Source organism: Brucella sp. IR068 (assembly GCF_049065885.1).
GTDB lineage: Bacteria > Pseudomonadota > Alphaproteobacteria > Rhizobiales > Rhizobiaceae > Brucella > Brucella intermedia.
This window is the reverse complement of the sequence record NZ_JBAKHE010000008.1, coordinates 17494-40497: the sequence shown is the minus strand read 5'-3', so window position 1 is coordinate 40497 and position 23004 is coordinate 17494. Positions and strand designations below refer to the sequence as shown.

Sequence of the window (23004 nt, the reverse complement as noted above, 5' to 3'; positions counted from 1 at the left end):
GGGCGGCCACAACCGCCCTTCTGCAATAGAATTTCCCGACCTGCCTACTGGGCGAGATCGGACATCAGGCCCGCTGCAACCGCCAGTCGCGAAACGGTCAGGTCGCCACCTTCCGTCAGCGCGACCATGCGGTTCTGCACCTGCTCGATGCGGGCGCCATCGGCTGCAAACCAGGCTGCCGCCGGGTCCTTGTCCTTGGCGAAACGCTTGAGCGCCGCAATGGTGATGCCGCGTGCAGCCTGCGTGATCGTATCGCTTGCCCGTGACAGCGCCAGCCCGTCATAATAGTCCGTGACGGGGATGGAGCGCGCGGCTTCCTCGATGCGACCGATGCGGAAGGCTTCCGAAACACCGAAATAGGTCTTGGCGGTAACCACCCGGTCGGCGCCCGCCAGATGCGCGATCAGCGCAATGTCCGGCATGATGCCTGCAAGCTGCAGATTGGCAAGACGCTGTGCCAGCTTTTCCGGCGCACCCATTTCCACGAAAGCGGCCTTGTCGGCCTGAAGCGTGGTTTTGAGATATTCCGGCATCAGGCCGTCGAAACGCGGTTCCAGTTCGGCGCGCGCCCTGGTGATCGTATCCACCAGTTCCGTCAGGTTGGCGCGCGTCGTGTCGTTGCGCAGCACCCATGCCGTCGTCGCCTGCAGCATTTCGCCGACGAGATGGTAGAACTGGTTCTGCACATCGCCCGCAACGCGATTGTCCAGCGCATCGATGGCGTCATAGATCGTGTCGATGTCGAAGCCGTCACGCACCGCCACATAGGCGCGGACGATATCGGCAGGCGACTTGCCGGTCGTATCGGCCAGGCGGCTGATGAAGGTGATGCCCCCGCGATTGATAACATCGTTCGCCAGCAAGGTAGCGACGATTTCACGGCGCAGGCGATGGCCGGAGATTTCCTCGGCATAGGTCTTCACCATGCGCTTGGGGAAATAGCCCATCAGCAGCGACTGGAAGTACGGCTCGTCGGGAAGCTGGCTCGCCACCAGATCGTCACAGAGCGAAAGCTTCGCATAGGCCAGCAGAACCGCCAGTTCCGGGCGGGTGAGCGGCTGGCCAGCCTTCTGGCGCTCGGCGAGCAATGCGTCCGACGGCAGGTTCTCCACCTTGCGGTCGAGCAGCTTGCGGGCTTCCAGTTCCGCCATGAAGCGCGCCTGATAGGGCAGCTCCGCCAGTCCCTGACGTTCGCTTAGCGAAAGCGCCAGCGGCTGCAGATAGTTGTTGCGCAGCACCAGTGCCGAAACATCATCGGTCATGCTGACCAGAAGCTTGTCGCGCGCCGGGCGCTTGAGCTTGCCCGAGCGCATGGCAGCAGCCAGCGCGATCTTGATGTTGACCTCTACGTCCGAGCAGTTGACGCCCGCCGAATTGTCGATGGCGTCCGTGTTACCGCGACCGCCCGACAAAGCATATTCGATGCGCCCGCGCTGGGTCACGCCAAGGTTTGCGCCTTCGCCGATCACCCGCGCACCGACTTCCGAGCCGGTGATGCGGATCGCATCATTGGCGCGGTCGCCAACCTGCGCATCCGTTTCAGCGGAGGAGCGGATATAGGTGCCGATGCCGCCGAACCAGAGCAGATCGACCTTCGACTTCAGGATCGCCGTCATGATTTCCTGCGGCGTTCCGGAGGTCTTGCCGAGGCCGATGGCATTGGCCGCTTCCGGCGAGAGCGTGATCGTCTTCTGGCTGCGGCTGTAGATGCCGCCGCCAGCCGAAAGCTTGGAGCGGTCATAGTCCTGCCAGCTCGAACGCGGCAGCTCGAACAGGCGCTTGCGCTCGGCAAAGCCGTCCGCCGGAACCGGGTTCGGGTCGATGAAGATATCGCGATGGTCGAACGCCGCCACGAGGCGAATCTGTTCGGAAAGCAGCATGCCGTTGCCAAAGACGTCGCCCGACATGTCGCCCACGCCCGCAACCGTGAAAGGCTCGTTCTGGATATCCATGTCGAGTTCGCGGAAATGGCGCTTCACGGCTTCCCACGCGCCGCGCGCGGTGATGCCCATGCCCTTGTGGTCATAACCGGCGGAACCGCCCGATGCGAAGGCATCGTCCAGCCAGAAATCATGCGCCTGGCTGATGGCATTGGCCGTATCGGAGAAAGTGGCCGTGCCCTTGTCGGCGGCGACGACGAAATAAGGATCGTCATTGTCATGGCGCACGACTTCCGCCGGCGGCACGACATGGCTGTCCTCGATATTGTCGGTAACGGACAGGAGCGTGGAGATGAAGACCTTGTAGGCATCGCGGCCGGCTTCGAACACCGCATTGCGATCGCCGCCGACCGGCAGACGCTTCGGATAGAAGCCGCCCTTGGCGCCGACCGGCACGATAACCGCGTTCTTGACCTGCTGCGCCTTTACCAGCCCCAGCACTTCGGTGCGATAATCCTGCGCGCGGTCCGACCAGCGCAGGCCGCCGCGGGCGACCGCGCCGAAACGCAGGTGCACGCCTTCCACTTCCGGCCCGTAGACGAAGATTTCGCGGTACGGGCGCGGGTCAGGCAGGCCGTCGACCAGACGCGGATTGAGCTTGAAGGCGAAGGTGACGCGCGGCTTGCCCTCGGCATCCGGCTGATAGGCGTTGGTGCGCAGCGTCGCTTCGATCAGATTGCGGAAACGGCGCAAGATCTGGTCGTCATCAATGCTCGGCACGCCCAACAGCGCGGTTTCGATGCCATCGACCAGCTTCTTTTCAGCCGAATCCCGGCGCTTGGCCGACGGGTTGAAACGCAGGTCGAACAGCGAATAGAGGTCGCTGGCGATTTCAGGATAACGGTTCAGCGCTGCCGCGATGAATCCCTGCGAATAGGCGATGCCCGCCTGCTGCAGATAGCGCCCATAGGAACGCAGGATCATGATCTGGCGTGCCGTCAGGCGCGCGGTCTGCACCAGCGCATTATAGCCGTCATTATCGGCCTGACCGTCCCAGACATTGCGGAACACGTCTTCCAGCATCTCGCCATCGTCGGAAAGATCGACCGGTGCCCCATAGGCGTTCACGAGCTGCATGTCGTGCAGGTAGACGGTTGCGCCGTCTTCGCCTGCCTGCGGCAGGTCGATGGTCTGCTCGCTGACGACACGGAAACCCATGTTTTCCAGAAGCGGCACGCGCTGCGACAGCACGACCGGCGCACCGTGATGATAGATCTTCAGCGAAACCGCATCGGGACCATCGGTGCGATAACGATAGAAATCCACGAAAAGCGGAGCCTCGGCGCTGAGGCTGGCAATGCGTTCCGCATCGACCAGCGCTTCCGGCGCCGTGAAGATTTCGCGGTAGGACGGCGGAAAGCTTGCGGCGAGCGCAACGGTCTTCGCATCGGCGCTGTCGGAGCTTTCACGCACCGCATCGTCCCAGGTGCGGACGATGGCGCGCACTTGCGCTTCCAGCGCTTCCCGGTCCACATGCGGCGTGGAACGCTCGTGACGGCGGATGACGAACTGGACGCGCGTCAGGCCGTTCTGCAGGAAGACCGGATGGAATTCAAAACTGTCGCCGCCATAGACGTCGACCAGATAATGCCCGATCTTCTCGCGCACGACCGAGTCGTAACGGTCGCGCGGGATATAGACCAGCACGGTGGCAAAACGGCCAAACCGGTCGAGACGCGGAACAGCGCGCACCCGGGGACGCTCGCCCAGCGCCAGGATCAGTTCGGCATTGGCCGTCAGGCTTTCCACATCGATCTGGAAAAGCTCGTCGCGCGGATATTCCTCCAGCACGTTGATGAGCGCCTTGCCCGAATGGTCCTCGCGGTTGAAGCCGAGATGCTTGATGACCGCATCGGCCTTGGAACGGATGAAGGGAATGCCCGCAACCGAACTCGTATAGGCGACCGAGGTAAAGAGGCCGACCAGGCGCAGTTCGCCGATGGCCTCGCCCTTCTCGCCGAATATCTTCACGCCGACATAATCGAGATAGGAACGGCGATGCACCAGCGAAAGCGAGTTCGCCTTGGTGACGATCAGCGGCTCGTTGCTGTCGAGGAATTCGGTCACTTCGCGCGGCGTCACCGTGTCGTCGTCATCCTTGCGCAGGACGCGGACCTCGTGATCGTTGAGAATGCCGAGCGTTTCCTTGACCGGCACGAGTTCGCGCTTGTCGCCCTTGCCCTTGAAGGTCAGCTCGCGAAGTCCGAGGAAGATGAAACGGTCGTCGCGCAGCCATTCGAGAAAGGCGATCGCTTCCGGCATGGCCGGATCGCCCGTCATGTCGTGCACGCGCTTGTAATCGGCGATCGCGCCATCGAGGCGCTTCAGCATCGGCTTCCAGTCGCTGACGGCGGCGCGAACCTGCCCCAGCACGCGCTTGATGGCGGCGGTCAGGTCGGCCTTGGTCTGCTTGTCGAGAGCCGGGAGATGGATCTGCACCAGGCTGACGCGCTCGACGCCCTTGGCAGGCGCAAGCTGCGATGCCTCACCCAGAATGACGAGCTCGTCCTTCTCGCGCGCAATGTCCAGAACCGGATGCACGACCATGAAAATCTGGTTGGCATGGTCGTTCAGCTCACCCATGATGGAGTCGAGCAGGAACGGCATATTGTCGTTGACGATGGTGATGACGCTCACCGGGCGACCATGGCGTTCGATACCGTTATCGACGCTGATGATGCTCTTGCCCTTGCGATAGGATTCCAGAGCGGCATAGCCGTGACGGGCTGAACTGTCGAGAGCGGCGGCATCGTAAGCGGCCAGATCTTCCGGCGGCGCCCATTCGAAGAGAAGCTGCGAGAAGGCTGTAAGCGCCTTCGACTTTCCTCCCTTCTTCTCCTCCTTGCCTGCCTTTGAACCCTTAACCTTGCTCGACCGATCCTGCTTTGCAGTCACGTCGGATACTCCTGTCATGATGGCAATGCGCGCCAAACTAGCAGATTAGGCACCGGATTCGATGGCAATTCGTTGAAAATAACGAAAAATTTCCCGGAAAGTCAGAAAAACCGCATTTAATCCATTTAATTTGGAACAAAACTTCGAAAACTTCCCGCGAAATTTCGGATTATGCCAGTGGATTTCTCCACGGCGCGCAGAAATGGTGCCGGAAGGGCAAAGCCGCAGGCCGGTTTTGCCATGTTTCAGACTAAAGTTGCAGATGATTCTGACGGAACCGAACGGCTCTCATAACTCGATCAGGTGATCGTCGAGTTCGTTAACATTGTCCGCCCCTGCCGGGAAATGCGTCTCCAGCAAAAGGCCCGCCTGACCGATCGCCAGCACGAAACCCTCGGCCACCTGCGCCCGCGATGCATGATGGACGAGCGTCGCCACGATCGCATTCCACTCGTCCTGTCCGACCCGCGCATTGATGCCCGCATCGGCGATCACCTCGGCATAATGTTCGGCCATGGAGACGAAGAGCAGGATGCCGGTGCGATGCTCGGTGATGTGCACATTGCGCGCCAGAAACTGTTGCAACGCATTGAGATGCGCGCGCTTGTAACGGATGCGGCGCGGCACCAGCAGCATGCGGATGGCCGGAAAGACCCACAGCACCAGCATCGCGGTCAGGAAGGCCGCCAGCACCGCAAGCCCGAACATGGGCAGGCGGACATCGAACCAGTACCAGTGCGCCAGAAACGCCACGACGACCGATGCCAGCAGGATGCCGCAGGTGGCGACAAAGCCCGCCGCAAAGAAATAATCGTCGCTGGAACGGGCCAGAACCGCATAGATTTCGCCGCTGGTCTCGGCTTCCGCCTTGCGGATCGCCTCGGCAATGCGGGCATGGTCCTCGGCGCCAATCAGCGTGTGATGCTTCATCCCTGCGTCTCCCTACCAGCTGCCCGAGGCGCCGCCGCCACCCGATGAACCACCGCCGCCGGAGAAACCGCCGCCGCCCCCACCGGACGACCAGCCACCGCCGCCACCCCTGCCGCCAGACCCGCCGCCGCGATTGTTATAATCCACCACCATGCCGAGCCACTGATACCGGCCCGGCCCGATCTTGCGCCCGAAAACCGGCGTCAGGATCGCCATGCCGAAACCGCCGAAGAAGATCAGGCACCAGAAGGCAATGAAGACGACGAACACCCAGTCGACATCATCGGAACTCGACTGCACATTGCGCCTGGCGCGCGCTTCAAGCTCGGCGGCATCGCCGGAAAGCACCGAAAGAATGCCGTCAACGCCCTGCACGATGCCTTTCGAATAATCGCCCGTGCGGAATTCGGGAATGATGGTGCCATTGATGATGACGCTTGAAAGCGCATCGGTCATCACGCCTTCGAGGCCGTAGCCGACCTCGATGCGCACCTTGCGGTCATTGGGCGCCACCACCAGCAATATGCCGTTGTTTTCCTGTTTCTGGCCAAGCGCCCAGGCGCGGAACAGACGGTTGGAATAGGTTTCGATGTCTTCGCCATTGAGGCTCGGGACTGTCACCACGACCACCTGATCCGACGATTTGGCTTCGAAATCGGCAAGCTTCTGCGTGAGGCTCTGGCGCTCTGCCGGATCGATGATCCCCGCCGCATCCACCACGCGGCCAGTCAGGGTCTGTGCGGGTTTCGATGCATCCTGTGCCAAGGCTGCCGTATGCAGCATCAAGGCTGCGGAAAACAGCAGAAAGACAAGCGCAATAAGATGCCGCGGCCAATAAAAGCCGCGACGATCACGCATGGGTGCTGCACCCGCCTCCAGACGCATCATGAGACGCGCCGTCAGTTGAAGTTGACTTTGGGCGCGGTCTGGCTGCCTGCATCGGCGCTGAAGCTCTGCATGGGCTGCGCATCGCGATACCAGATCCACGTCCAGATCATCGTCGGCATGGTGCGCAGCGACGTATTGTAGACGCGAACCGCCTCGATATAGTCACGGCGGGCGACGGCGATGCGGTTTTCAGTGCCTTCGAGCTGCGATTGCAATGCAAGGAAGTTCTGGTTGGCTTTCAGGTCCGGATAACGCTCGACCACCACCATCAGGCGCGACAGCGCGCTCGTCAGGTTGGCCTGATTATCCTGAAACTGCTTGAAGAGTTCGGGATTGTTGAGCGTTTCGGGCGTGATCTGCACCTGCGTCGCCTTGGCGCGCGCCTCGATCACGGCCTGCAGCGTCTCCTGTTCGTGAGCGGCATAGCCCTTCACGGTCTCGACCAGATTGGGCACGAGATCGGCGCGCCGCTGATACTGGTTCTGCACCTCGCCCCAGGCGGCCTTCGCCCGTTCCTCATTGGTCGGGATAGTGTTGAAACCGCAGGCGGAGAGCAGCGGAACCAGAACAGCCAGACCAAGAGCGATGAAAATACGGCGGCCCAGGGCTGCAAGCGAGAAAGAAGTGGCAACCGTCGTACCCGACATGGATTTCTCCTGAAAAGGGCGCTTTGCCAAGCGCCGGGGAAACAAATTCAACACCCGCATGAGTGCGTTCACGCAAATGCGAGCCGTCAAATCAGCAAGATAGTCGAAATTCACTCGTTTTCCAGTCGGTTTGGACAACAAGGTAAAACCGCGACCGCCTGTTTCAGGGATGCAGGCGGAAAGCGCCGCTTTCGACCGCAGCGCGAACAGCGGCAAGCGTCTGACTGCGAGACCACCCTTCGGCAGCCAGCACGTGCGGCTCTAGCGGCCCCAGCGCGGACAATTGCCCGTGCAGTTCCGCAATCGGACCCGGATCGGCAAGCGTATTGCCGCCACGCTCGCGGCAGCGCCGGATCGCCTCATCGAGAGATGGACGCAGAACCACATAGTGAAGCGGCGTGGCAAGGTTTCGGAATGGCTCGAGGAACCATGGCCCGATTATGCCGTCGACGATGACGAAATAGCCGCCGTCGGCATAGGCCTTGGCCGCCTTGGTCAGCGCATCCATCACAATGACATTTTGCGCATGGGCTTCCGGCAGATAGGGCTGGATCGCACCATTCTTGATGAAGTGCCAGAAATCGTCCGAATGAAGATGAACCTTCGGCGAACCCGGCTGGTTCGCAAGCCTCTCGGCGGTCGTGGTTTTACCGGCGCCCGGCGTGCCGGTCAGGATAAGAATTTCACCAGAATGTTCCATGATCCGACCTTATCATGGAATGCCATCAGGTCAGTCCCGATATCTCAATCCATATCGGGATCATCGCCACAAGCACCCGTGAAATAGCATCTGGACCCAATCCTCGCCTTGTGGGCGGGCAGCGCGTTGACGTTCTCGCATATGTGGATCAGGGTTGCATAGGTACTATCGATCTCACTCCCTTCGATCATGACAATACCATTCCTGACAACCGGTTCAGCTCCGCCGTTCGAAATGAGAAGCACAATGATCCTGAGAGCGATGTTCGCCTGATGACAGGGGCCCAGGGCGCTCGCCAAGCGTGCCAGTTCGCTGCCGGGAGCAGGCTTCGCCTCACCTGCCGGCGCTTGATTCTGTTCCGCAAGTGCTGTCAATGCATCGAGAAAGGGGCCGTCCTCCCTCGAGATTTGCGAGGCCAGTGCCTCCAGCCCAGCCTTGTCACCCGCTTCGATGAGGTCGGCAATCCGGTCTTCCAATTGTTGCGCTGCCGCTCCGTCTCGATAAGAGGCGGCCGCCGCAGCCAGTAGCTGCGCGTCGATCGCGCGCGCCGGACTGGCAAGTACGGCGACAATAAGCGCGGGCAGCACGGCGGCGAGTTTCAATGTAATCCCCATTTGCCCTCCAGGAAAGCGGTCAACAAAAAAGCGGCGGATTGCTCCGCCGCCTTTTTATAACGCAAACTGCGCGAAAGATTATTCGCTTGCAGCTTCTTCAGCCGGGGCAGCAGCGGCTTCTGCGGCGGCCGCAGCAGCTTCAGCAGCCTTTGCAGCGGCTTCTTCTTCAGCCTGCTTGGCCATGGCCAGACGTTCCTGGGCCTTCTTGCCCGGCTCGCCCTTGGTCGGGTTGCTGCGGGCCGGACGCTTGGCAAGGCCAGCCTGGTCGAGGAAGCGCAGAACGCGGTCGGTCGGCTGTGCGCCCTGTGCAATCCAATGCTGGATGCGGTCGGCGTCGAGCTTCACGCGTTCAGCGTCCTTGGCCAGCATCGGGTTCCATGCGCCAACGGTTTCGATGAAGCGGCCGTCACGCGGGCTGCGGACGTCGGCAACGACGATGTGGTAGTAAGGACGCTTCTTGGAGCCAGCGCGGGCCAGACGAATCTTCAGAGACATTTTTTCTTTCCTTTAGACAATTGCTTCGCCCGGGGAATGGCCGTGGCAAAACGGGTTAAGCTATCGATATAGCTATTGTTTTCCGCCGTGATTGGCGGCGGCATGCTCATGATGCCGAATGACTTCCTTCACGATGAAGTTCAGGAATTTTTCGGCGAAATCGGGATCGAGATGGGCATCGACTGCCAGCGCGCGCAGACGCTCCACCTGACGCTTTTCGCGGGCGGGATCAGCCGGTGCGAGGCCGCGTTCGGCCTTGAGTACGCCAACGGCCTTTGTGCAGCGAAAACGTTCGGCCAGCATATGGATCAGCGCCGCATCGATATTGTCGATGGAGGCGCGCAGTGCCAGAAGTTCAGCCGGTGCAGTGTTCTGTTCGTCGCTCATGATTCTCACTTCTTCTTCGGCAGGCCCGGAAGACCGCCACCGAGACCGGGAAGCTTGGGTCCGCCCAGACCGGGCAGACCGCCCGGAAGACCGCCGCCGGGCAGGCCCGGCAGACCGCCGCCTTTCGTCAGGCCCGCTGCTTCCGCCTGCTTGGCAAGCGCCTCAAGCTGCTTGGGGTCCATCTTGGAGAGGTCAGGCATGCCCATTCCTCCACCCAGACCGCCCAGCCCCATCTTGTTGGCAAGGCCGCCCATCATCTGCTTCATCATTCCGCCCTTGCCCTTGCCCATGACTTTCATCATGTCGGCCATCTGGCGATGCATCTTGAGAAGCTTGTTGATGTCGGCGGCGCTGGTGCCGGAACCCTTGGCGATGCGCTGCTTGCGGCTGTGCTTGAGAATGTCGGGATTGGCGCGCTCGGCCTTGGTCATCGAGCCGATGATGGCGAGCTGGCGGTCGAACACCTTGTCGTCGAGACCGGCAGCGGCCACCTTGTCCTTCATCCCGCTCATGCCCGGCATCATGCCCATGATGCCGCCCATGCCGCCGAGCTTCTTCATCTGCTTGAGCTGTTCGGCAAGATCGTTGAGATCGAACTTGCCCGACTGCATCTTCTTGGCCATCGCCGCGGCTTTTTCCGCGTCGATGTTTTCGGCGGCTTTTTCGACCAGCGAAACAATGTCGCCCATGCCGAGAATGCGGTCGGCAATGCGCTTCGGATAGAACTCCTCGAGCGCATCCATCTTTTCGCCGGTGGCGATCAGCTTGATCGGCTTGCCGGTGATGGCGCGCATCGAAAGTGCCGCGCCGCCACGGCCATCGCCGTCCATGCGGGTGAGCACGATGCCGGTAATGCCGACGCGCTCATCGAAATTGCGCGCCAGATTGACGGCGTCCTGACCGGTCAGGCTATCGGCGACGAGCAGGATTTCATGCGGATTGGCGGCCTTGCGGATATCCGCCATTTCCACCATCAGCGGCTCGTCGATATGCGTGCGGCCTGCCGTATCGAGAATGACGACATCATGCGCGCCAAGCTTTGCAGCCTGAACGGCGCGCTTGGCGATTTCCACCGGCGACTGTCCGGCAATGATCGGCAGCGTGTCGACGCCGGTCTGTATGCCAAGCTGGCGAAGCTGTTCCTGCGCAGCCGGACGGCGCGTATCGAGCGAGGCCATCAGCACTTTCTTGCGCTGGCGCTCGGTCAGGCGCTTGGCGATCTTGCCCGTCGTCGTCGTCTTGCCCGAACCCTGCAAGCCCACCATCATGATCACGACCGGGGCCGGCGCATTCAGATCGATGGAGACGCCTTCGGTGCCAAGCATTTCGACAAGTTCGTCATGGACGATCTTGACGACCATCTGGCCGGGCTTGATGCTTTTCAGGATTTCCGCGCCGACAGCCTTCTCGCGAACGCGGTCGGTGAAGGAGCGAACCACTTCCAGCGAAACGTCGGCCTCGATCAGCGCGCGGCGCACTTCGCGCAGCGCCGCCGTCACGTCGGCTTCTGAAAGAGCGCCGCGTCCGGTAAGGCCGTTCAGGATGGAGCCAAGACGCTCCTGAAGTGATTCAAACATCGAATTTCCTTTTAATCCGAGAAGAGGCTTATGCTTCGTCAGGGATAAATCGTCCCGTGTGTCTGCCAGTTCAAGAAGCAACCAAAGCGGTACAGCACCCGAGGGCGCATCGCGCTGTCGGATGTGGACCTCCGGGATCGCTTTATACCATGATGGGTCCCGGTCGGTGGCTCGCGTTCTGAAGATCGCGGATAGATTGGAGCAGGCTTTAAGGCGATCAGCCCGCAATGTCAAGCAAAAGGCCCGAAACGGGCTGAAACCCGCACCGGAAGTATCCTCCAGCGCATTCTCCCGCTTGCCGCCCCCAAGAGGTAGCCTGAAGAGGCAGATCGTGGGACCTGCCGGCGGGCTGCATTTCTTCTGCGACCAAAGAAACACTTGCCGATCCGGTGCAAAAATGCTTGAAACCGCGCCGCTCGACCACTCTTCAGCTGCCATTCCGACATGACATTTGGTGTAAGGAATGGCAAGTTCGCGTTGAAGTCGAATCAATTCCAAAGGAGAAACGAATGGCGTTGGTTGCCAAGGGCCGGACTTGGACGGCAGCAGCAGTTCTTGCAATGGGCATGATGACGGGAACAGGCATTGCCGAGGCGGCCCAGTGCGGCAACAACGCCGCAGGCTATAATGCCTGGCTCCAGCAGACCCTGAAGGAAGCGCCGTCGCGCGGCGTTGGCAAGGCGGGCCTCAATGCGCTGGCCGGCACCAAATATGCGCAGGCCACCATCAATGCCGACCGCAATCAGAAGAGCTTCAAGCTCTCCTTTGAAGACTTCATGAAGAAGCGCGGCGCCGACACCATCATCAAGCGCGGCCGCGCGCAGAAGCAGCAGAACGCCGCTCTCTTCGCCGCAATCGAGAAGCGCTATGGCGTTCCGGCCGGCCCGCTGATCGCGATCTGGGGCATGGAAACCGGCTTCGGTTCCTATCTCGGCAAGCAGCACACCCTGTCGGCCGTCGCAACGCTGGCCTATGACTGCCGCCGTTCCGATTACTTCACCGGCCAGCTCTATGCCGCTCTCAAGCTCATCGATCAGGGCGACCTCAGCCCGCAGGCCGTTGGCGCGATGCATGGCGAAGTCGGCCAGACCCAGTTCATGCCCGCAAACGTCCTGAAATACGGCGTCAGCGGCTCGGGCGGCTCCCATTTCGACCTGCGCAACAAGGCGGACGCGCTCCATTCGACCGCGAACTTCCTCGTCGGCCACGGCTGGCAGCGCGGCGCAGGCTATCAGCCGGGCGAACCGAACTATGGCGCGATCCAGGGCTGGAATGCCGCACAGGTCTACCAGCGCGCCATCGCCGTCATGGGCAAGGCCATCGACGGCAACTAGAGCATGATTCCGAAAAGTCGGAACCCGGTTTTCGGATAAATTATGCTCTACAAAATTCGGAGCGGGACGAGGGCTCAGTTTATAAACACCCCGCTCTGAAGCCCAAATCCGCAATTTCGCTTTGAAATTGCCACAGAAAAGCCACACGCGACACAAAATAGCCCCAAGATTTGGGGCTATTTTTGCATGTTCTGGTGCGGTTTTTCGCGTTTTGGCAACGAAAAACACCGATTTTCGGTATTTCAGAAAAAACAAAACGGCCCCTCTCGATCAGAGAGGAACCGTTTCGGAAGGCATTTTCGGGGAGCCGGATCAGGCAGGGTCAGGACGTTTGAAATCGCCCGTCTGATGATCCATCACCCACAGCTCGCCGGTCGAAATATCGAACCATGCGCCATGCAGGGTGAGCTTACCCTTCTTCTCCAGAATATCGACGCAGGGGAATGTGCGCAGATTGTTGATGGAGTAGCGGATCGATATCCGTTCCAGCGCTGTCTGGCGTTCGCTCTGCGTCATGAGCTGGTTGCCGCTGACGGCTTCGGCGGCGGGGGCGATCAGGCTCATCCACTTGCCGATGAAGTCACCCGGCGAAAGCGGTGCGCTTTCGGTGTCGAGCGCCGCCTTGATGCCGCCGCAGCGGCCATGGCCCATGACGACAATGTTCTTCACCTTGAGGCTCTGCACCGCAAATTCCAGCGCTGCGGAAGCCGCATGATATTCGCCATCGGGTTCGTAGGGCGGGATGAGATTGGCAACATTGCGCAGGACGAAGATTTCGCCGGGTGCCGCGTTGAAGATGGTTTCGGGGGCCGCACGGGAATCACAACAAGCGATAACCAGCGTTTCCGGTGATTGTCCCTTGTCGGCCAGATGGCGATATCGTGCAGTTTCGTGGGCAAAATGCTCGCGCATGAAGGTTCGATAACCGGCGAGAAGTGTGTCTGGAAGATCAACCATATTTTTCCAATATCCCTATCGAAAACCGAGATCAATCGAAATGCATTGAACGGGCTGCGTCGAATTGGACGCATGTTTCCGTTCGCATTCACGCATGTTTCTCAAGCCCAAATCGCCATGCGGAGACCGAAATCGTCGCGTTCCACATGATCAGGATACGGACGCGCCTCGCCACGTGCATGGCGACGGGCCACGAGATACATGGCGCAGGCATCGAGAAAGTCATCCTCCTTCGCGCCGCGCGGAACGGGACTTTTTAAAAAATCCTCCGGCAGTCCGCAGCGCTGCAACAAGGCCCGGCGCTCCGCCAGCCCTTCCGGGTTTACGCGCCCCTTGATCTTCTTCGGCAGGGACATGGAATTCATGCCGTTCAGCGCGGCAAAAGCCAGTTCCGGATGCGATTCAATGATGCGCGCCGCCAATGCGGCATCGCTTCGCAACAGAGTGTCCAGCTCGCAGATCTTAGGGAAAAGCCCGAATGCCTGCCTTGAAACCTTGCGCGGCGGATCGGTCCGTTCGAGCGACAGGGAACAGCTTTCGCGGTAATCCCCGGCATAGACGGCGGCGCGCGGCGGAATGGAGAAAAGGCTCGACTGCCTTTCGCCAAGATGGGCGCGCGCTGCCCGTTCCGCCGAACGCACACCCCTTTCCGGCAGGCCGATCGGCATGTCCACGGCAATGATCGCCTCGCCGGGAAGCGAAGCCGTCAAGGCGGCAAAACTGCCGAACACTTCGGCCCGCAAACTCCCGCCCTCACCGGCCACCGCGATCCAGCCGCCGGGGCAACCGTCGACACCGGCAAGCACGGCTTGCGTCAAGCGCGGAACCCCTTGGTCGGATGCATCAGCCGCCGCGTCTGCACCATGGCCATCGGCGTGGCGAGGCTCGACGCATCGGCCTCCAGCATCAGTTCGTCCGCCCCGCGCTTTGCCGAGCGCGCCATGATCTCGAACACCGCCGCCGTGGTGCTTTGCAGCATTTTCTCCTCTGTCATGCCGGAAAGACGCCGCGCCAGAAACACGGCGGAGGTCAGATCGCCAAGCCCGTTGGTCGGGCCTTCCACGCGGCGATGTTCGGCCATCAGCGCCATGGTCGGCGTCAGCAGAATATTGCCGATGCTGCCGCTCATCAGCGGAAAGGCCGATGTGACCAGCATGGTTGCCGGACCAGCCTCCAGCGCGGCTTCCATCAGGGCTGTATTGTCTTCGAGCGGCACGCCGGTCAGCCAGGAAAGCTCGAATCGGTTGGGCGTTGCGATATCGGCGAGCGGCAGGAGCTTGTCGCGAATGCCGGTCGCCGTCGCCTCGGGCACGTAAAGCCCCTTCTCGTCGCCGATGACCGGGTCGCACAGATAGACCGCGTCGGGGTTTTTCGCCTTCACGGTCTTCACCAGTTCGGCGACGGCTGCCGCCTGTTCGGGATGGCCGAGATAGCCGGTCAGGATGGCGCCCACTTCGCCAAGCCACGGCGCGCGCTGAAGATCCTGCATCAGGCGCGAAAACTCTTCCGCCGGCGGCACGATGCGGCCCGCCGGAGCGCCTGGAACCCCGTGTCCCGGATGCCATGGCAGCACCACGGTCGGCACGGCCCAGACGGGAAAGCCCAGTGTTTCCAATGCGAAAACGGCGGCCCGATTGCCGACCGAACCGCGCACGACATGGCTTGAGATGACAATAACGGTTGTCGCATCCGAAGGCGCAGAAAGCGTCATTGGGTACCTAGCTTTGCATGAGATAGAAAATGAGCCAGACGATGATGGCCAGCGTGATGAGGAAGCCGAGCCCGCGTCCGACACGTGTGGCCCACAGTTCGACAGCGTCGTTTTCAGGAGCGTCGGCGGCTGAAAGATGCTGTGCCGTGCGGGTAAATCCACGCCGCACGATGCCTTCTCCGCCGGTCTGCTCGCGCTCAAGCCGGTCGAGAATGCGCCGGGCCTCTTCCTGGCGCTCACGTCCCGGCCCGCCGCCTTCCCCTATGCCCGCCTGCTGGCGCTCGCCCATGCTCTGCCTGCCCTTGGAGCGCATCCTGAAACGTGTGAAACGGCTTTCAGAACAGATGCGCGTTAAAACAAATGACCGGAGCGCCGATCCGATTCAGGAGATCGAAACGCGCTTCAGTTTGAATTGACGGGCACAGCATCACGCTCAAAAGGCCGTTCTGCAAGCAGAATATTGCGAGCTCAAGAGAGCTTTATGATAAGCTTTCCGAAATTGCCGCCTTCGAGCAGGGAAATGAAGGCTTTCGGCGCGTTCTCCAGACCTTTGACAATGTCTTCGCGGTAGCGCAGCTGGCCGTCGGCAATCCACTTCACCATGTCGTGATAGAAGGCTGGCCGCTGATCGGCGAAATCGCGCTGGATGAAGCCGCGAATGGTCAGGCTTTTCGACAGGATGTCCCGCATCACCAATGGCAGCCGGTCCGGCCCGTCGAAAGGCCCGCTCTGATTATACTGTGCGATCAACCCGCAGACCGGCACGCGCGCAAACTGGTTCAGCAGCGGAAACACCGCATCGAAGACCTTGCCGCCGACATTCTCGAAATAGACGTCGATGCCCTTCGGGCAGGCCTGCGCCAGTTCCTGCGCGAAATTCTGGCTGTGGTGGTCGATGGCTGCATCGAAGCCGAATTCATCGATCAGCGCCTTGCACTTGTCTGCCCCGCCCGCGATGCCCACGGCGCGCGCGCCCTTCATCCGGGCAATCTGCCCGACGGCAGACCCGACCGGGCCGGTCGCCGCCGCAACCGCCACGGTTTCGCCGGATTTCGGCTGGCCGATGGTCAGAAGGCCGGAATAGGCGGTAAAGCCCGGCATGCCGAGAACGCCGAGCGCCGTCGTCACCGGTGCCTGTTTCGGGTCGAGCTTGCGCAGGGTGGAAGCATCGGCCACCGCATAATCCTGCCAGCCCGAATGGGACAGCACGAAATCGCCCGGTGCAAAGCCCGCGCTCCTGCTTTCAACGACTTCGCCGACCGTGCCGCCCTCCATCACATCGCCGATGGCCACCGGCGCGGCATAGGATTTCGCCGCGCTCATGCGCCCGCGCATATAGGGATCGAGCGACAGATAGCGCAGGCGCAGCAGAACCTCGCCATCACCGGGAGCGGGGAGCGCCGCCTGCTCCAGCCGGAAATTTTCCGCGGTCGGGCGACCTTCGGGGCGGGACGCCAGCACGATACGGCGATTGATCTTTTGGCTCATGGACGGAACTCCTGATGATCGGCTTCGAGCGTTCCGATCTTATTGAAAGGGATCGGCGCTCCAAGCATTTGTTTTAAGCCGGGATCGAAAAAACTGACCGCCCGCAGCCGAACCAAGCTATACATCGGTTGTGAACGCCTGGCTTGGAAAGCTGTTCCAAATCGCATTCCGAAAAGTGCGAAGCGGTTTACGGAATGCGCGCTCCGAAGCCTGGGATTTTGCGCCACGCATCGCCCTTTTGCAGCAACCCTTGGATGACAGCATGAATCAGGACAAGCTTTTTCTCTTGAAACCGGGTTTTGAAGATCCGGCCTATCCCGGCCAGAAATTTTATTGCTGGCACTGCGCGCTCATCGAGGGCGTGCTGGCTTCGTTTCCAGCATTGGGAAGCGATCTGGACATCGAGCGCGTGGAATGGCAGCGCCCGCGCAAGGCCGTAATCGCGCTGGCTGGCGAGGACAACCAGAGCCTGCCTTTGCTGATTGTGAAGGATGGCGACCGCTCCGCATTCGAGACCGGCGTGCATGAAGGACGTTCGCTGATTGCCGACCCGCACAAGATATTGGCCGCCCTAACGGAACGGCACGGATTTCCACCCCTGCATCCCTGAAAGCCAGCCTCACAGTCATCCCCCGACCCTTGACAGGCTCAGGATGACGTTGGGCATTGGCGGTGGGGGGCCCTCACCTCGTCCTTCGAGACGGCGCTTTGCGCCTCCTCAGGATGAGGTGACAGACGCCATGCCGCCTGCTTCGTTGTCGATGATGACCAACTCTGCGCCCTTATTGATGCCCGGATACAAACAAAAACCCCGCCACAAGGGCGGGGTTTCGCTTGGGGGCAGTAAAGATTGCCAACCACCTCATCCTGAGGAGGCGCAAAGCGCCGTCTCGAAGGACGAGGTGTTTAGCGCAATGCTTACTTCATCGTCGGGATGACGAATTCCGCACCGTCCTTCACGCCTAGCCGCGCGCCCGCAGCCAAGGCGAGGACGCGCAAGCAAAGAAGCGTCTGGTGTTACTTCATCGTCGGGATGACGAATTCCGCACCGTCCTTAACACCAGACGGCCAGCGCGAGGTGACAGTCTTGGTCTTGGTGTAGAAGCGGAACGCATCCGGGCCGTGCTGGTTGAGATCGCCGAAGCCGGAAGCTTTCCAGCCGCCGAAGGTGTAATAGGCGATCGGAACCGGGATCGGCACGTTGATGCCGACCATGCCGACCTGCACGCGGCTGGCGAAATCGCGGGCCGCATCACCATCACGGGTGAAGATCGCAACGCCGTTGCCATATTCATGGTCGTTCGGCAGGGCCAGCGCTTCCTCGTAATTCTTGGCACGCACGACCGAGAGAACCGGGCCGAAGATTTCTTCCTTGTAGATGCGCATGTCCGGCGTCACATGATCGAACAGGCAGCCACCCATGTAGAAGCCATCTTCATAGCCCTGCATCTTGAAGTTACGGCCATCGACGACCAGCTTCGCGCCTTCCTCGACACCGAGATCGACATAGCCGCGCACGCGGTCGAGCGCTGCCTTGGTGACCAGCGGGCCGTAATCGGCGGAATTGTCGGTGGAGGTGCCGATCTTCAGCGATTCAACGCGCGGGATGAGCTTTTCCATCAGGCGGTTGGCGGTGTCTTCACCGACCGGCACCGCGACCGAGATCGCCATGCAGCGTTCGCCAGCCGAACCATAGCCTGCGCCGATCAGCGCATCGACGGTCTGGTCCATGTCGGCATCCGGCATGATGAGAAGATGGTTCTTCGCACCGCCGAAGCACTGCACGCGCTTGCCGTTCGAGCAGCCGCGACCATAGATATATTGCGCGATCGGCGTCGAGCCGACAAAGCCGATGGCCTGCACATCCGGATCATCGAGCAGCGCATCGACCGATTCCTTGTCGCCGTTGACGACGTTGAAGATGCCTGCCGGAAGACCGGCTTCCATGAACAGTTCGGCAAGGCGCATCGGCACGCCCGGATCGCGTTCGGACGGCTTCAGCACGAAGGCATTGCCGCAGGCAATCGCCGGACCGGCCTTCCACAGCGGGATCATGGCCGGGAAGTTGAACGGCGTGATGCCTGCAACGACGCCGAGCGGCTGGCGCATGGAATAGGTGTCGATGCCGGTACCGGCATTGTCGGTGAACTCGCCTTTCAGCATATGCGCCGCGCCGAGGCAGACTTCCACCACTTCGAGGCCGCGCTGGATATCGCCCTTGGCGTCGGCAACGGTCTTGCCGTGTTCGCGCGCCAGCAGTTCGGCAAGGCTGTCATATTCGGCTTCGACCAGTTCGATGAACTTGCGCAGGATGCGGACCCGGCGCTGCGGGTTGGTCGCAGCCCAAGCGGGCTGCGCGGCCTTGGCGTTTTCGACAGCGGCGCGCACTTCGTCCTTGGTGGCCAGCGCCACCTTGGCCTGCACCGAGCCGTCGAGCGGCTGGAAGACGTCCGCCGTGCGGCCGCTCTTGCCTGCCACATGCTTGCCGCCGATGAAATGTCCGATATTGCGCATCGAAGAACCTCCCTGATGATCGCTTTGGAGGGCGCAGGCGCCCCCATCGTTGCCCTCATCTTGACTCTGCAAATTCGTGATTGCAAGGCGCTGAAAAGCGTATCTGTTGTGCAAATTTTATAGTAACAAAGACGCATCCTCATGCAGGGAACATCATGAACTGGGACGATATCCGCATTTTTCTCGCCGTCGCCCGCTCTGGCCAGATTCTTGGAGCGGCCAAACGGCTTGGCCTCAACCACACCACCGTCGCGCGGCGGCTGACGGCGCTTGAAACGGCGCTCTCCACCACGCTTCTGACGCGCCGCACCAATGGCTCGACGCTGACGCAGGCGGGCGAGGAATTTCTGCTTGCCGCCGAGCGCATGGAGGCGGAAATGCTTGCCGCCCGCGCCCATGTCGGCAATGCGGACATTGCCGTGTCGGGCACGGTGCGCATCGGCGCCCCGGACGGGTTCGGCGTCAATTTCCTGGCGCCCCGGCTGGCGCGGCTGACCCAGAAATATCCGGACCTCACCATCCAGCTTGTGCCTGTGCCGCGCTCCTTTTCGCTGTCGCGCCGCGAGGCGGATATCGCCATCACGGTCGAACGTCCGGAACAAGGCAGGCTGATTGCGCGCAGGCTCGTCGATTACACGCTGGGCCTCTATGCGCATCGGCGCTATCTGGCAGAAAACGGCACGCCGGAAAGCCCGGAGGACCTCGCCCGGCACCGGCTGATCGGCTATGTGGAGGATCTGGTCATCAATCCGTCGCTCGCCTATGCGCCGGAAATTTCCCGCGACTGGAAACCGGCTTTTGAAGTGTCGAGCGCTCTGGGACAGGTCGAGGCCGTGCGCGCCGGTGCGGGCATCGGCATTCTTCACGCCTTCATCGCCCGCGCCGATCCTGACCTTGTCCCCGTCCTGCCTGACCGCGTGATCCGCCGCGCCTATTGGCTCGCCTATCACGAATCCGCTCGCACATTGCGGCGCGTGACGGCGGTTTCGGCCCTGATTTCCGAACTAGTGGAAAGCGAAAAATCGCTTTTCAGCTGAGCATGATCCCGAAAAGTGTGAAGCGGTTTTCGGATCAGATCATGCTAAATCAATTGAGCCGTATATAGGCGACCATGACGCCCACAATCATCGCAGCCGGAACGAACAGCGCGTCGAGGCCGATGAAATAGTGCCCAAGACCGCCGCCGACAGCGCCAAGCATCAGGGAAAGCCACACGGCCACATGCTGGAGCCAGCGCCATTTCGGCGTTTCGCCGCGCAGCGAACAGGCAAGATCGGCGGCGGCGTTGAAGAGCGTGCCGGTCACATAGGTCACGCCAAGACGCGCCGCGCCTATCGGCTGCACCGCCGCATTCTGCGCGCCCATGGCGGCGGCAAGCAGCAGCACCGGCTGGATAAGCAGCGCGCCCTCCCGCCGCAGCACGCCGACCAGCAGCAATATCGCCACGACGCTCGCCATCACATAAAGGCTGCCCCGGCGTCCATGGGCGCGCACCGTCAGCGTGCCGAAGAATGCTCCGGCGAAAAACAGCACGATCAGGATGGCCGGAAACCACACCAGCACCGCGCCCTGCGGCCCCGGCTGTCCGGCCAGCGCGGTGCCGAGCTGGGTCGTGTTGCCGCTCATGAAGGACGCGAAAAAACCGCCAAGCTGCAGGAAGGCAATCGCATCGACGAAACCGGCCGATGCGGTGAGAATCAGCCCGAGCGACAGTTTGGAATTCGGTGTCATCTGATTGAACTTCGCAATGAAGAAACCCGGCTTTCGGGAAGCCGGGCCTGTTCAGAGAAATATTTGCAGGTCAGGCGCGTTTGATGATGCGCAGGATAACAAGCAGGATGGCCGCGCCGATAAAAGCGTTGACGATTGCGGCGATAATCCCTCCGCCGACAGAAAATCCGAGACGCGGCAGCAGCCAGCCCGCAAAGAAAGCGCCAATCACGCCGACGATAATATTGCCGATCAGGCCGAAACCGCCGCCCTGCACGACCTTGCCTGCCAGCCAGCCAGCGATAAGACCCACAAAAAGAAATACGAGAAGACTTCCAACATCCATGCGTTTTTCTCCCTCTCAAAACGCGCCGTCCGGCGCGCCTGATGCGAGTTGACTATATGTTCGCGGAAGGCACAAGGGGGCACGAACACCTCCCCCGTTAAATCAGGCCACGAGATGCCGGAAAGCAGCAACCACGTCCTCGTAAACCTTGCGTTTGAAGGGCACGATCAGCCCCGGCAGCTCAACCATCGGCTTCCATTCCCAGCGGTCGAATTCGGCGGTATGGCCGCCGGGCGGCGGGTTGATGGCGATTTCGCTTTCGTCGCCCTCGAAACGATAGGCAAACCACTTTTGCGTCTGGCCGCGATACTTGCCCTTGAGCGCCACGCCGACCAGATGCGGCGGCAGGTCGTAATTGATCCAGTCCGACGCCTCTTCGAGCAGCGAGACCGACTTCATGCCGGTTTCCTCATAAAGCTCGCGGATGGCCGCCTCGACCGGCTCCTCGCCCTTGTCGATGCCGCCCTGCGGCATCTGCCAGAGCTGCGTCGCACCGTCCATCTCGTCGCCGGGGATGACGATGCGCCGGCCAGCCCAGACCAGACCGGCCTTGTTCAGCACCATCAGCCCGACACAGGGGCGGTAAGGCAGGCTTTCCGGGTCGACAGGGCCTTTGTGCTTCGACATGACATTCTCCATGATATGAAAATCTACTGCTGTTCGGGATCGCGGACCAGCGCCGAAACCGGCACGATTTCAATGCCGCGCTTCTTGATCTCATTGGCCCATGCGGCAACCGCATCCACCGTCACGGCAAAGGCCGAGCCGGTGCCGATGGCGCTGCCATTGGCGCGCGCTATCCGTTCCAGCTCATCCAGACGATCGAGGATTGCGCCGCGCTCCTGCGCCGCATCGATCAGCACATCCGCCGCCGCGAAAGGCACCGCGTCGCTTTCGGCAATCCGGTCGGCCTGGCTGCGCGCCGATGTGCCGTCATCCAGATAATAAAGGCCGCGCCTGCCGATCTCGCCCAGCACCGGTGAAAAGGCTTCCGTCTCGGCTGTGAAACGCGCACCCATATAGTTCATCACTCCGGCATAATTGGTCATGCGCGACAGCGCCCACAGCAGGGAAGCCTGATTCTGGCTGGCCCCGTCATTCACCGTCAGCGTATTGCGGCCGGGATTGACGCGCGGATAATCGAACGGCTCCATCGGCAATTGCAGCACAAGTTCATGACCGTTTTGCCGTGCGGCCTGCATCCAGCGCTGCAAACTGTTGCCCTGCGGCGCAAATCCGAGCGTGATTTCCGGCGGAAGCTTGTCGACCGCCTCCATGCTGCCGGTCTGCGACAGCCCGAGACCGCCAATGACAAGCGCGATCCGCGCCCCGCGCGCGCCGGACCAGCCGACCGCATAGGCATCCATCGGGCGCAGGCCATCCGCGCCGCGCACGGGAAGCGGCCCGGTCGGGCTCTGCTCGACCAGCGCCGGTTCCGGCAGATGGGCGACGCGCTGGTCCTGCCCGGACCGATGCGTGTTCTGCACCACGACCACGTTACCTTCCGCACCCGGAGCGACATTTGGCATACCGGGCGGCATGTCCGGCGTCACCTTGATGATGGCCGGTCCCGGCGGACCGCTCGCTCCGCGCAATGCGCTGCCGGGCGGCGGCGTGTTGCCGGTCGCAGGCTTCACCTCTGGCTTGACGGCGGGCGCTTCGGCTTGCGCCGGTTCCACAGCGGCGGTTTCGGTCTTGCGGAAACCGGCCTGATTGGTCTGCCAGATGGCGAACACCGCGCCCCCGGAAAGGCAAAGCCCGGCGACGATGGCCAGACCCTTCACGGACGAACGAAAAGCGCGGGAGCGTAAGCCCCCGCGCTTTTGCGGTTTCTTGTCCAGTCCTAACGGGCTGTTCAGGTCAAGCATGGA

The 23004-nt window shown here is 61.4% G+C and carries 22 protein-coding genes; 3 read left to right on the top strand and 19 right to left on the bottom strand.

Features of this window, described 5'->3' with window-relative positions; genetic code table 11:
• Window positions 1–44 precede the first annotated feature (44 nt).
• From ACOWVS_RS14595 to ffh, 9 genes are all read right to left on the bottom strand, one after another.
• Window positions 45–4835 (bottom strand): NAD-glutamate dehydrogenase, encoded by a 4791-nt coding sequence (locus ACOWVS_RS14595; protein WP_075042071.1) that lies wholly within the window; start codon window positions 4833–4835, stop codon window positions 45–47.
• Window positions 4836–5123: 288 nt separating this feature from the next.
• Complete coding sequence (locus tag ACOWVS_RS14590) at window positions 5124–5765, bottom strand: TPM domain-containing protein (protein ID WP_025090900.1); 642 nt, start codon at window positions 5763–5765, stop codon at window positions 5124–5126.
• A gap of 12 nt (window positions 5766–5777) precedes the next feature.
• Window positions 5778–6548: a TPM domain-containing protein gene (locus ACOWVS_RS14585; protein WP_420973109.1), complete on the bottom strand. Its 771-nt coding sequence runs from the start codon at window positions 6546–6548 to the stop codon at window positions 5778–5780.
• Between the two features lie 116 nt (window positions 6549–6664).
• On the bottom strand, window positions 6665–7300 hold the full coding sequence (locus ACOWVS_RS14580) for a LemA family protein (protein WP_025090902.1): 636 nt from the start codon (window positions 7298–7300) through the stop codon (window positions 6665–6667).
• Window positions 7301–7463: 163 nt separating this feature from the next.
• Window positions 7464–8000: an ATP-binding protein gene (locus tag ACOWVS_RS14575; protein ID WP_063620181.1), complete on the bottom strand. Its 537-nt coding sequence runs from the start codon at window positions 7998–8000 to the stop codon at window positions 7464–7466.
• A 44-nt stretch (window positions 8001–8044) separates the two neighbouring features.
• Window positions 8045–8614 (bottom strand): hypothetical protein, encoded by a 570-nt coding sequence (locus tag ACOWVS_RS14570; RefSeq protein WP_063620182.1) that lies wholly within the window; start codon window positions 8612–8614, stop codon window positions 8045–8047.
• A gap of 78 nt (window positions 8615–8692) precedes the next feature.
• Window positions 8693–9109, bottom strand: coding sequence for a 30S ribosomal protein S16 (gene rpsP / locus ACOWVS_RS14565; protein WP_021588087.1), 417 nt, complete (start codon window positions 9107–9109; stop codon window positions 8693–8695).
• Window positions 9110–9181: 72 nt separating this feature from the next.
• A complete protein-coding gene (locus tag ACOWVS_RS14560) occupies window positions 9182–9496 on the bottom strand; it encodes a chorismate mutase (RefSeq protein ID WP_006471242.1) in 315 nt (104 codons plus the stop codon).
• A gap of 5 nt (window positions 9497–9501) precedes the next feature.
• Entirely contained in the window at window positions 9502–11073 is a 1572-nt protein-coding gene (gene ffh / locus ACOWVS_RS14555; RefSeq protein WP_025090906.1) for a signal recognition particle protein, read from the bottom strand.
• 509 nt (window positions 11074–11582) lie between these two features.
• Here ffh and ACOWVS_RS14550 point away from each other — a divergent pair.
• The gene (locus ACOWVS_RS14550) at window positions 11583–12407 is read left to right on the top strand and encodes a lytic murein transglycosylase (protein ID WP_006467843.1); all 825 of its coding nucleotides are present in this window, start codon (window positions 11583–11585) and stop codon (window positions 12405–12407) included.
• Window positions 12408–12719: 312 nt separating this feature from the next.
• Here the strand turns inward: ACOWVS_RS14550 and ACOWVS_RS14545 are convergent, their stop codons facing one another.
• The 5 genes from ACOWVS_RS14545 to ACOWVS_RS14525 form a co-directional block, all read right to left on the bottom strand.
• Entirely contained in the window at window positions 12720–13364 is a 645-nt protein-coding gene (locus tag ACOWVS_RS14545; RefSeq protein WP_025090908.1) for a carbonic anhydrase, read from the bottom strand.
• 101 nt (window positions 13365–13465) lie between these two features.
• A complete protein-coding gene (locus ACOWVS_RS14540; RefSeq protein WP_063620184.1) occupies window positions 13466–14182 on the bottom strand; it encodes a DUF429 domain-containing protein in 717 nt (238 codons plus the stop codon).
• A complete protein-coding gene (gene pdxY / locus ACOWVS_RS14535) occupies window positions 14179–15075 on the bottom strand; it encodes a pyridoxal kinase PdxY (RefSeq protein WP_006467846.1) in 897 nt (298 codons plus the stop codon). The genes ACOWVS_RS14540 and pdxY overlap by 4 nt, the downstream gene beginning before the upstream one ends.
• Window positions 15076–15082: 7 nt before the next feature.
• Window positions 15083–15364, bottom strand: coding sequence for a hypothetical protein (locus ACOWVS_RS14530; protein ID WP_075042055.1), 282 nt, complete (start codon window positions 15362–15364; stop codon window positions 15083–15085).
• Window positions 15365–15543: 179 nt separating this feature from the next.
• Complete coding sequence (locus ACOWVS_RS14525) at window positions 15544–16563, bottom strand: NADP-dependent oxidoreductase (protein WP_063620185.1); 1020 nt, start codon at window positions 16561–16563, stop codon at window positions 15544–15546.
• Between the two features lie 262 nt (window positions 16564–16825).
• On the opposite strand from ACOWVS_RS14525, the gene ACOWVS_RS14520 reads away from it, so the two are divergent.
• A complete protein-coding gene (locus ACOWVS_RS14520; protein ID WP_063620202.1) occupies window positions 16826–17173 on the top strand; it encodes a DUF3088 domain-containing protein in 348 nt (115 codons plus the stop codon).
• A 407-nt stretch (window positions 17174–17580) separates the two neighbouring features.
• On the opposite strand, the gene ACOWVS_RS14515 is transcribed toward ACOWVS_RS14520, so the two are convergent.
• Window positions 17581–19077 (bottom strand): CoA-acylating methylmalonate-semialdehyde dehydrogenase, encoded by a 1497-nt coding sequence (locus ACOWVS_RS14515; RefSeq protein ID WP_063620186.1) that lies wholly within the window; start codon window positions 19075–19077, stop codon window positions 17581–17583.
• Window positions 19078–19232: 155 nt separating this feature from the next.
• Between ACOWVS_RS14515 and ACOWVS_RS14510 the strand changes: the two genes are divergently transcribed.
• Window positions 19233–20114 (top strand): LysR family transcriptional regulator, encoded by an 882-nt coding sequence (locus tag ACOWVS_RS14510; RefSeq protein WP_075042056.1) that lies wholly within the window; start codon window positions 19233–19235, stop codon window positions 20112–20114.
• 49 nt (window positions 20115–20163) lie between these two features.
• On the opposite strand, the gene ACOWVS_RS14505 is transcribed toward ACOWVS_RS14510, so the two are convergent.
• The 4 genes from ACOWVS_RS14505 to ACOWVS_RS14490 form a co-directional block, all read right to left on the bottom strand.
• Entirely contained in the window at window positions 20164–20808 is a 645-nt protein-coding gene (locus ACOWVS_RS14505; RefSeq protein ID WP_075042057.1) for a YoaK family protein, read from the bottom strand.
• Between the two features lie 70 nt (window positions 20809–20878).
• The gene (locus tag ACOWVS_RS14500; RefSeq protein WP_075042058.1) at window positions 20879–21133 is read right to left on the bottom strand and encodes a GlsB/YeaQ/YmgE family stress response membrane protein; all 255 of its coding nucleotides are present in this window, start codon (window positions 21131–21133) and stop codon (window positions 20879–20881) included.
• A gap of 102 nt (window positions 21134–21235) precedes the next feature.
• Window positions 21236–21760, bottom strand: a complete 525-nt coding sequence (locus ACOWVS_RS14495; RefSeq protein WP_075042059.1) for an RNA pyrophosphohydrolase — start codon at window positions 21758–21760, stop codon at window positions 21236–21238.
• Window positions 21761–21783: 23 nt separating this feature from the next.
• Window positions 21784–23001, bottom strand: a complete 1218-nt coding sequence (locus ACOWVS_RS14490) for a divergent polysaccharide deacetylase family protein (protein WP_075042060.1) — start codon at window positions 22999–23001, stop codon at window positions 21784–21786.
• Window positions 23002–23004: the final 3 nt, after the last annotated feature.

Bases quoted from the DNA above. Each gene is read 5' to 3' on its own strand.
- ACOWVS_RS14590 (WP_025090900.1), bottom strand. From the start codon at position 5,765: ATGAAGCATCACACGCTGATTGGCGCCGAGGACCATGCCCGCATTGCC.
- ACOWVS_RS14585 (WP_420973109.1), bottom strand. From the start codon at position 6,548: ATGCTGCATACGGCAGCCTTGGCACAGGATGCATCGAAACCCGCACAG.
- ACOWVS_RS14580 (WP_025090902.1), bottom strand. From the start codon at position 7,300: ATGTCGGGTACGACGGTTGCCACTTCTTTCTCGCTTGCAGCCCTGGGC.
- ACOWVS_RS14575 (WP_063620181.1), bottom strand. From the start codon at position 8,000: ATGGAACATTCTGGTGAAATTCTTATCCTGACCGGCACGCCGGGCGCC.
- ACOWVS_RS14570 (WP_063620182.1), bottom strand. From the start codon at position 8,614: ATGGGGATTACATTGAAACTCGCCGCCGTGCTGCCCGCGCTTATTGTC.
- rpsP (WP_021588087.1), bottom strand. From the start codon at position 9,109: ATGTCTCTGAAGATTCGTCTGGCCCGCGCTGGCTCCAAGAAGCGTCCT.
- ACOWVS_RS14560 (WP_006471242.1), bottom strand. From the start codon at position 9,496: ATGAGCGACGAACAGAACACTGCACCGGCTGAACTTCTGGCACTGCGC.
- ffh (WP_025090906.1), bottom strand. From the start codon at position 11,073: ATGTTTGAATCACTTCAGGAGCGTCTTGGCTCCATCCTGAACGGCCTT.
- ACOWVS_RS14550 (WP_006467843.1), top strand. From the start codon at position 11,583: ATGGCGTTGGTTGCCAAGGGCCGGACTTGGACGGCAGCAGCAGTTCTT.
- ACOWVS_RS14545 (WP_025090908.1), bottom strand. From the start codon at position 13,364: ATGGTTGATCTTCCAGACACACTTCTCGCCGGTTATCGAACCTTCATG.
- pdxY (WP_006467846.1), bottom strand. From the start codon at position 15,075: ATGACGCTTTCTGCGCCTTCGGATGCGACAACCGTTATTGTCATCTCA.
- ACOWVS_RS14530 (WP_075042055.1), bottom strand. From the start codon at position 15,364: ATGGGCGAGCGCCAGCAGGCGGGCATAGGGGAAGGCGGCGGGCCGGGA.
- ACOWVS_RS14525 (WP_063620185.1), bottom strand. From the start codon at position 16,563: ATGAGCCAAAAGATCAATCGCCGTATCGTGCTGGCGTCCCGCCCCGAA.
- ACOWVS_RS14520 (WP_063620202.1), top strand. From the start codon at position 16,826: ATGAATCAGGACAAGCTTTTTCTCTTGAAACCGGGTTTTGAAGATCCG.
- ACOWVS_RS14515 (WP_063620186.1), bottom strand. From the start codon at position 19,077: ATGCGCAATATCGGACATTTCATCGGCGGCAAGCATGTGGCAGGCAAG.
- ACOWVS_RS14510 (WP_075042056.1), top strand. From the start codon at position 19,233: ATGAACTGGGACGATATCCGCATTTTTCTCGCCGTCGCCCGCTCTGGC.
- ACOWVS_RS14505 (WP_075042057.1), bottom strand. From the start codon at position 20,808: ATGACACCGAATTCCAAACTGTCGCTCGGGCTGATTCTCACCGCATCG.
- ACOWVS_RS14500 (WP_075042058.1), bottom strand. From the start codon at position 21,133: ATGGATGTTGGAAGTCTTCTCGTATTTCTTTTTGTGGGTCTTATCGCT.
- ACOWVS_RS14495 (WP_075042059.1), bottom strand. From the start codon at position 21,760: ATGTCGAAGCACAAAGGCCCTGTCGACCCGGAAAGCCTGCCTTACCGC.
- ACOWVS_RS14490 (WP_075042060.1), bottom strand. From the start codon at position 23,001: ATGCTTGACCTGAACAGCCCGTTAGGACTGGACAAGAAACCGCAAAAG.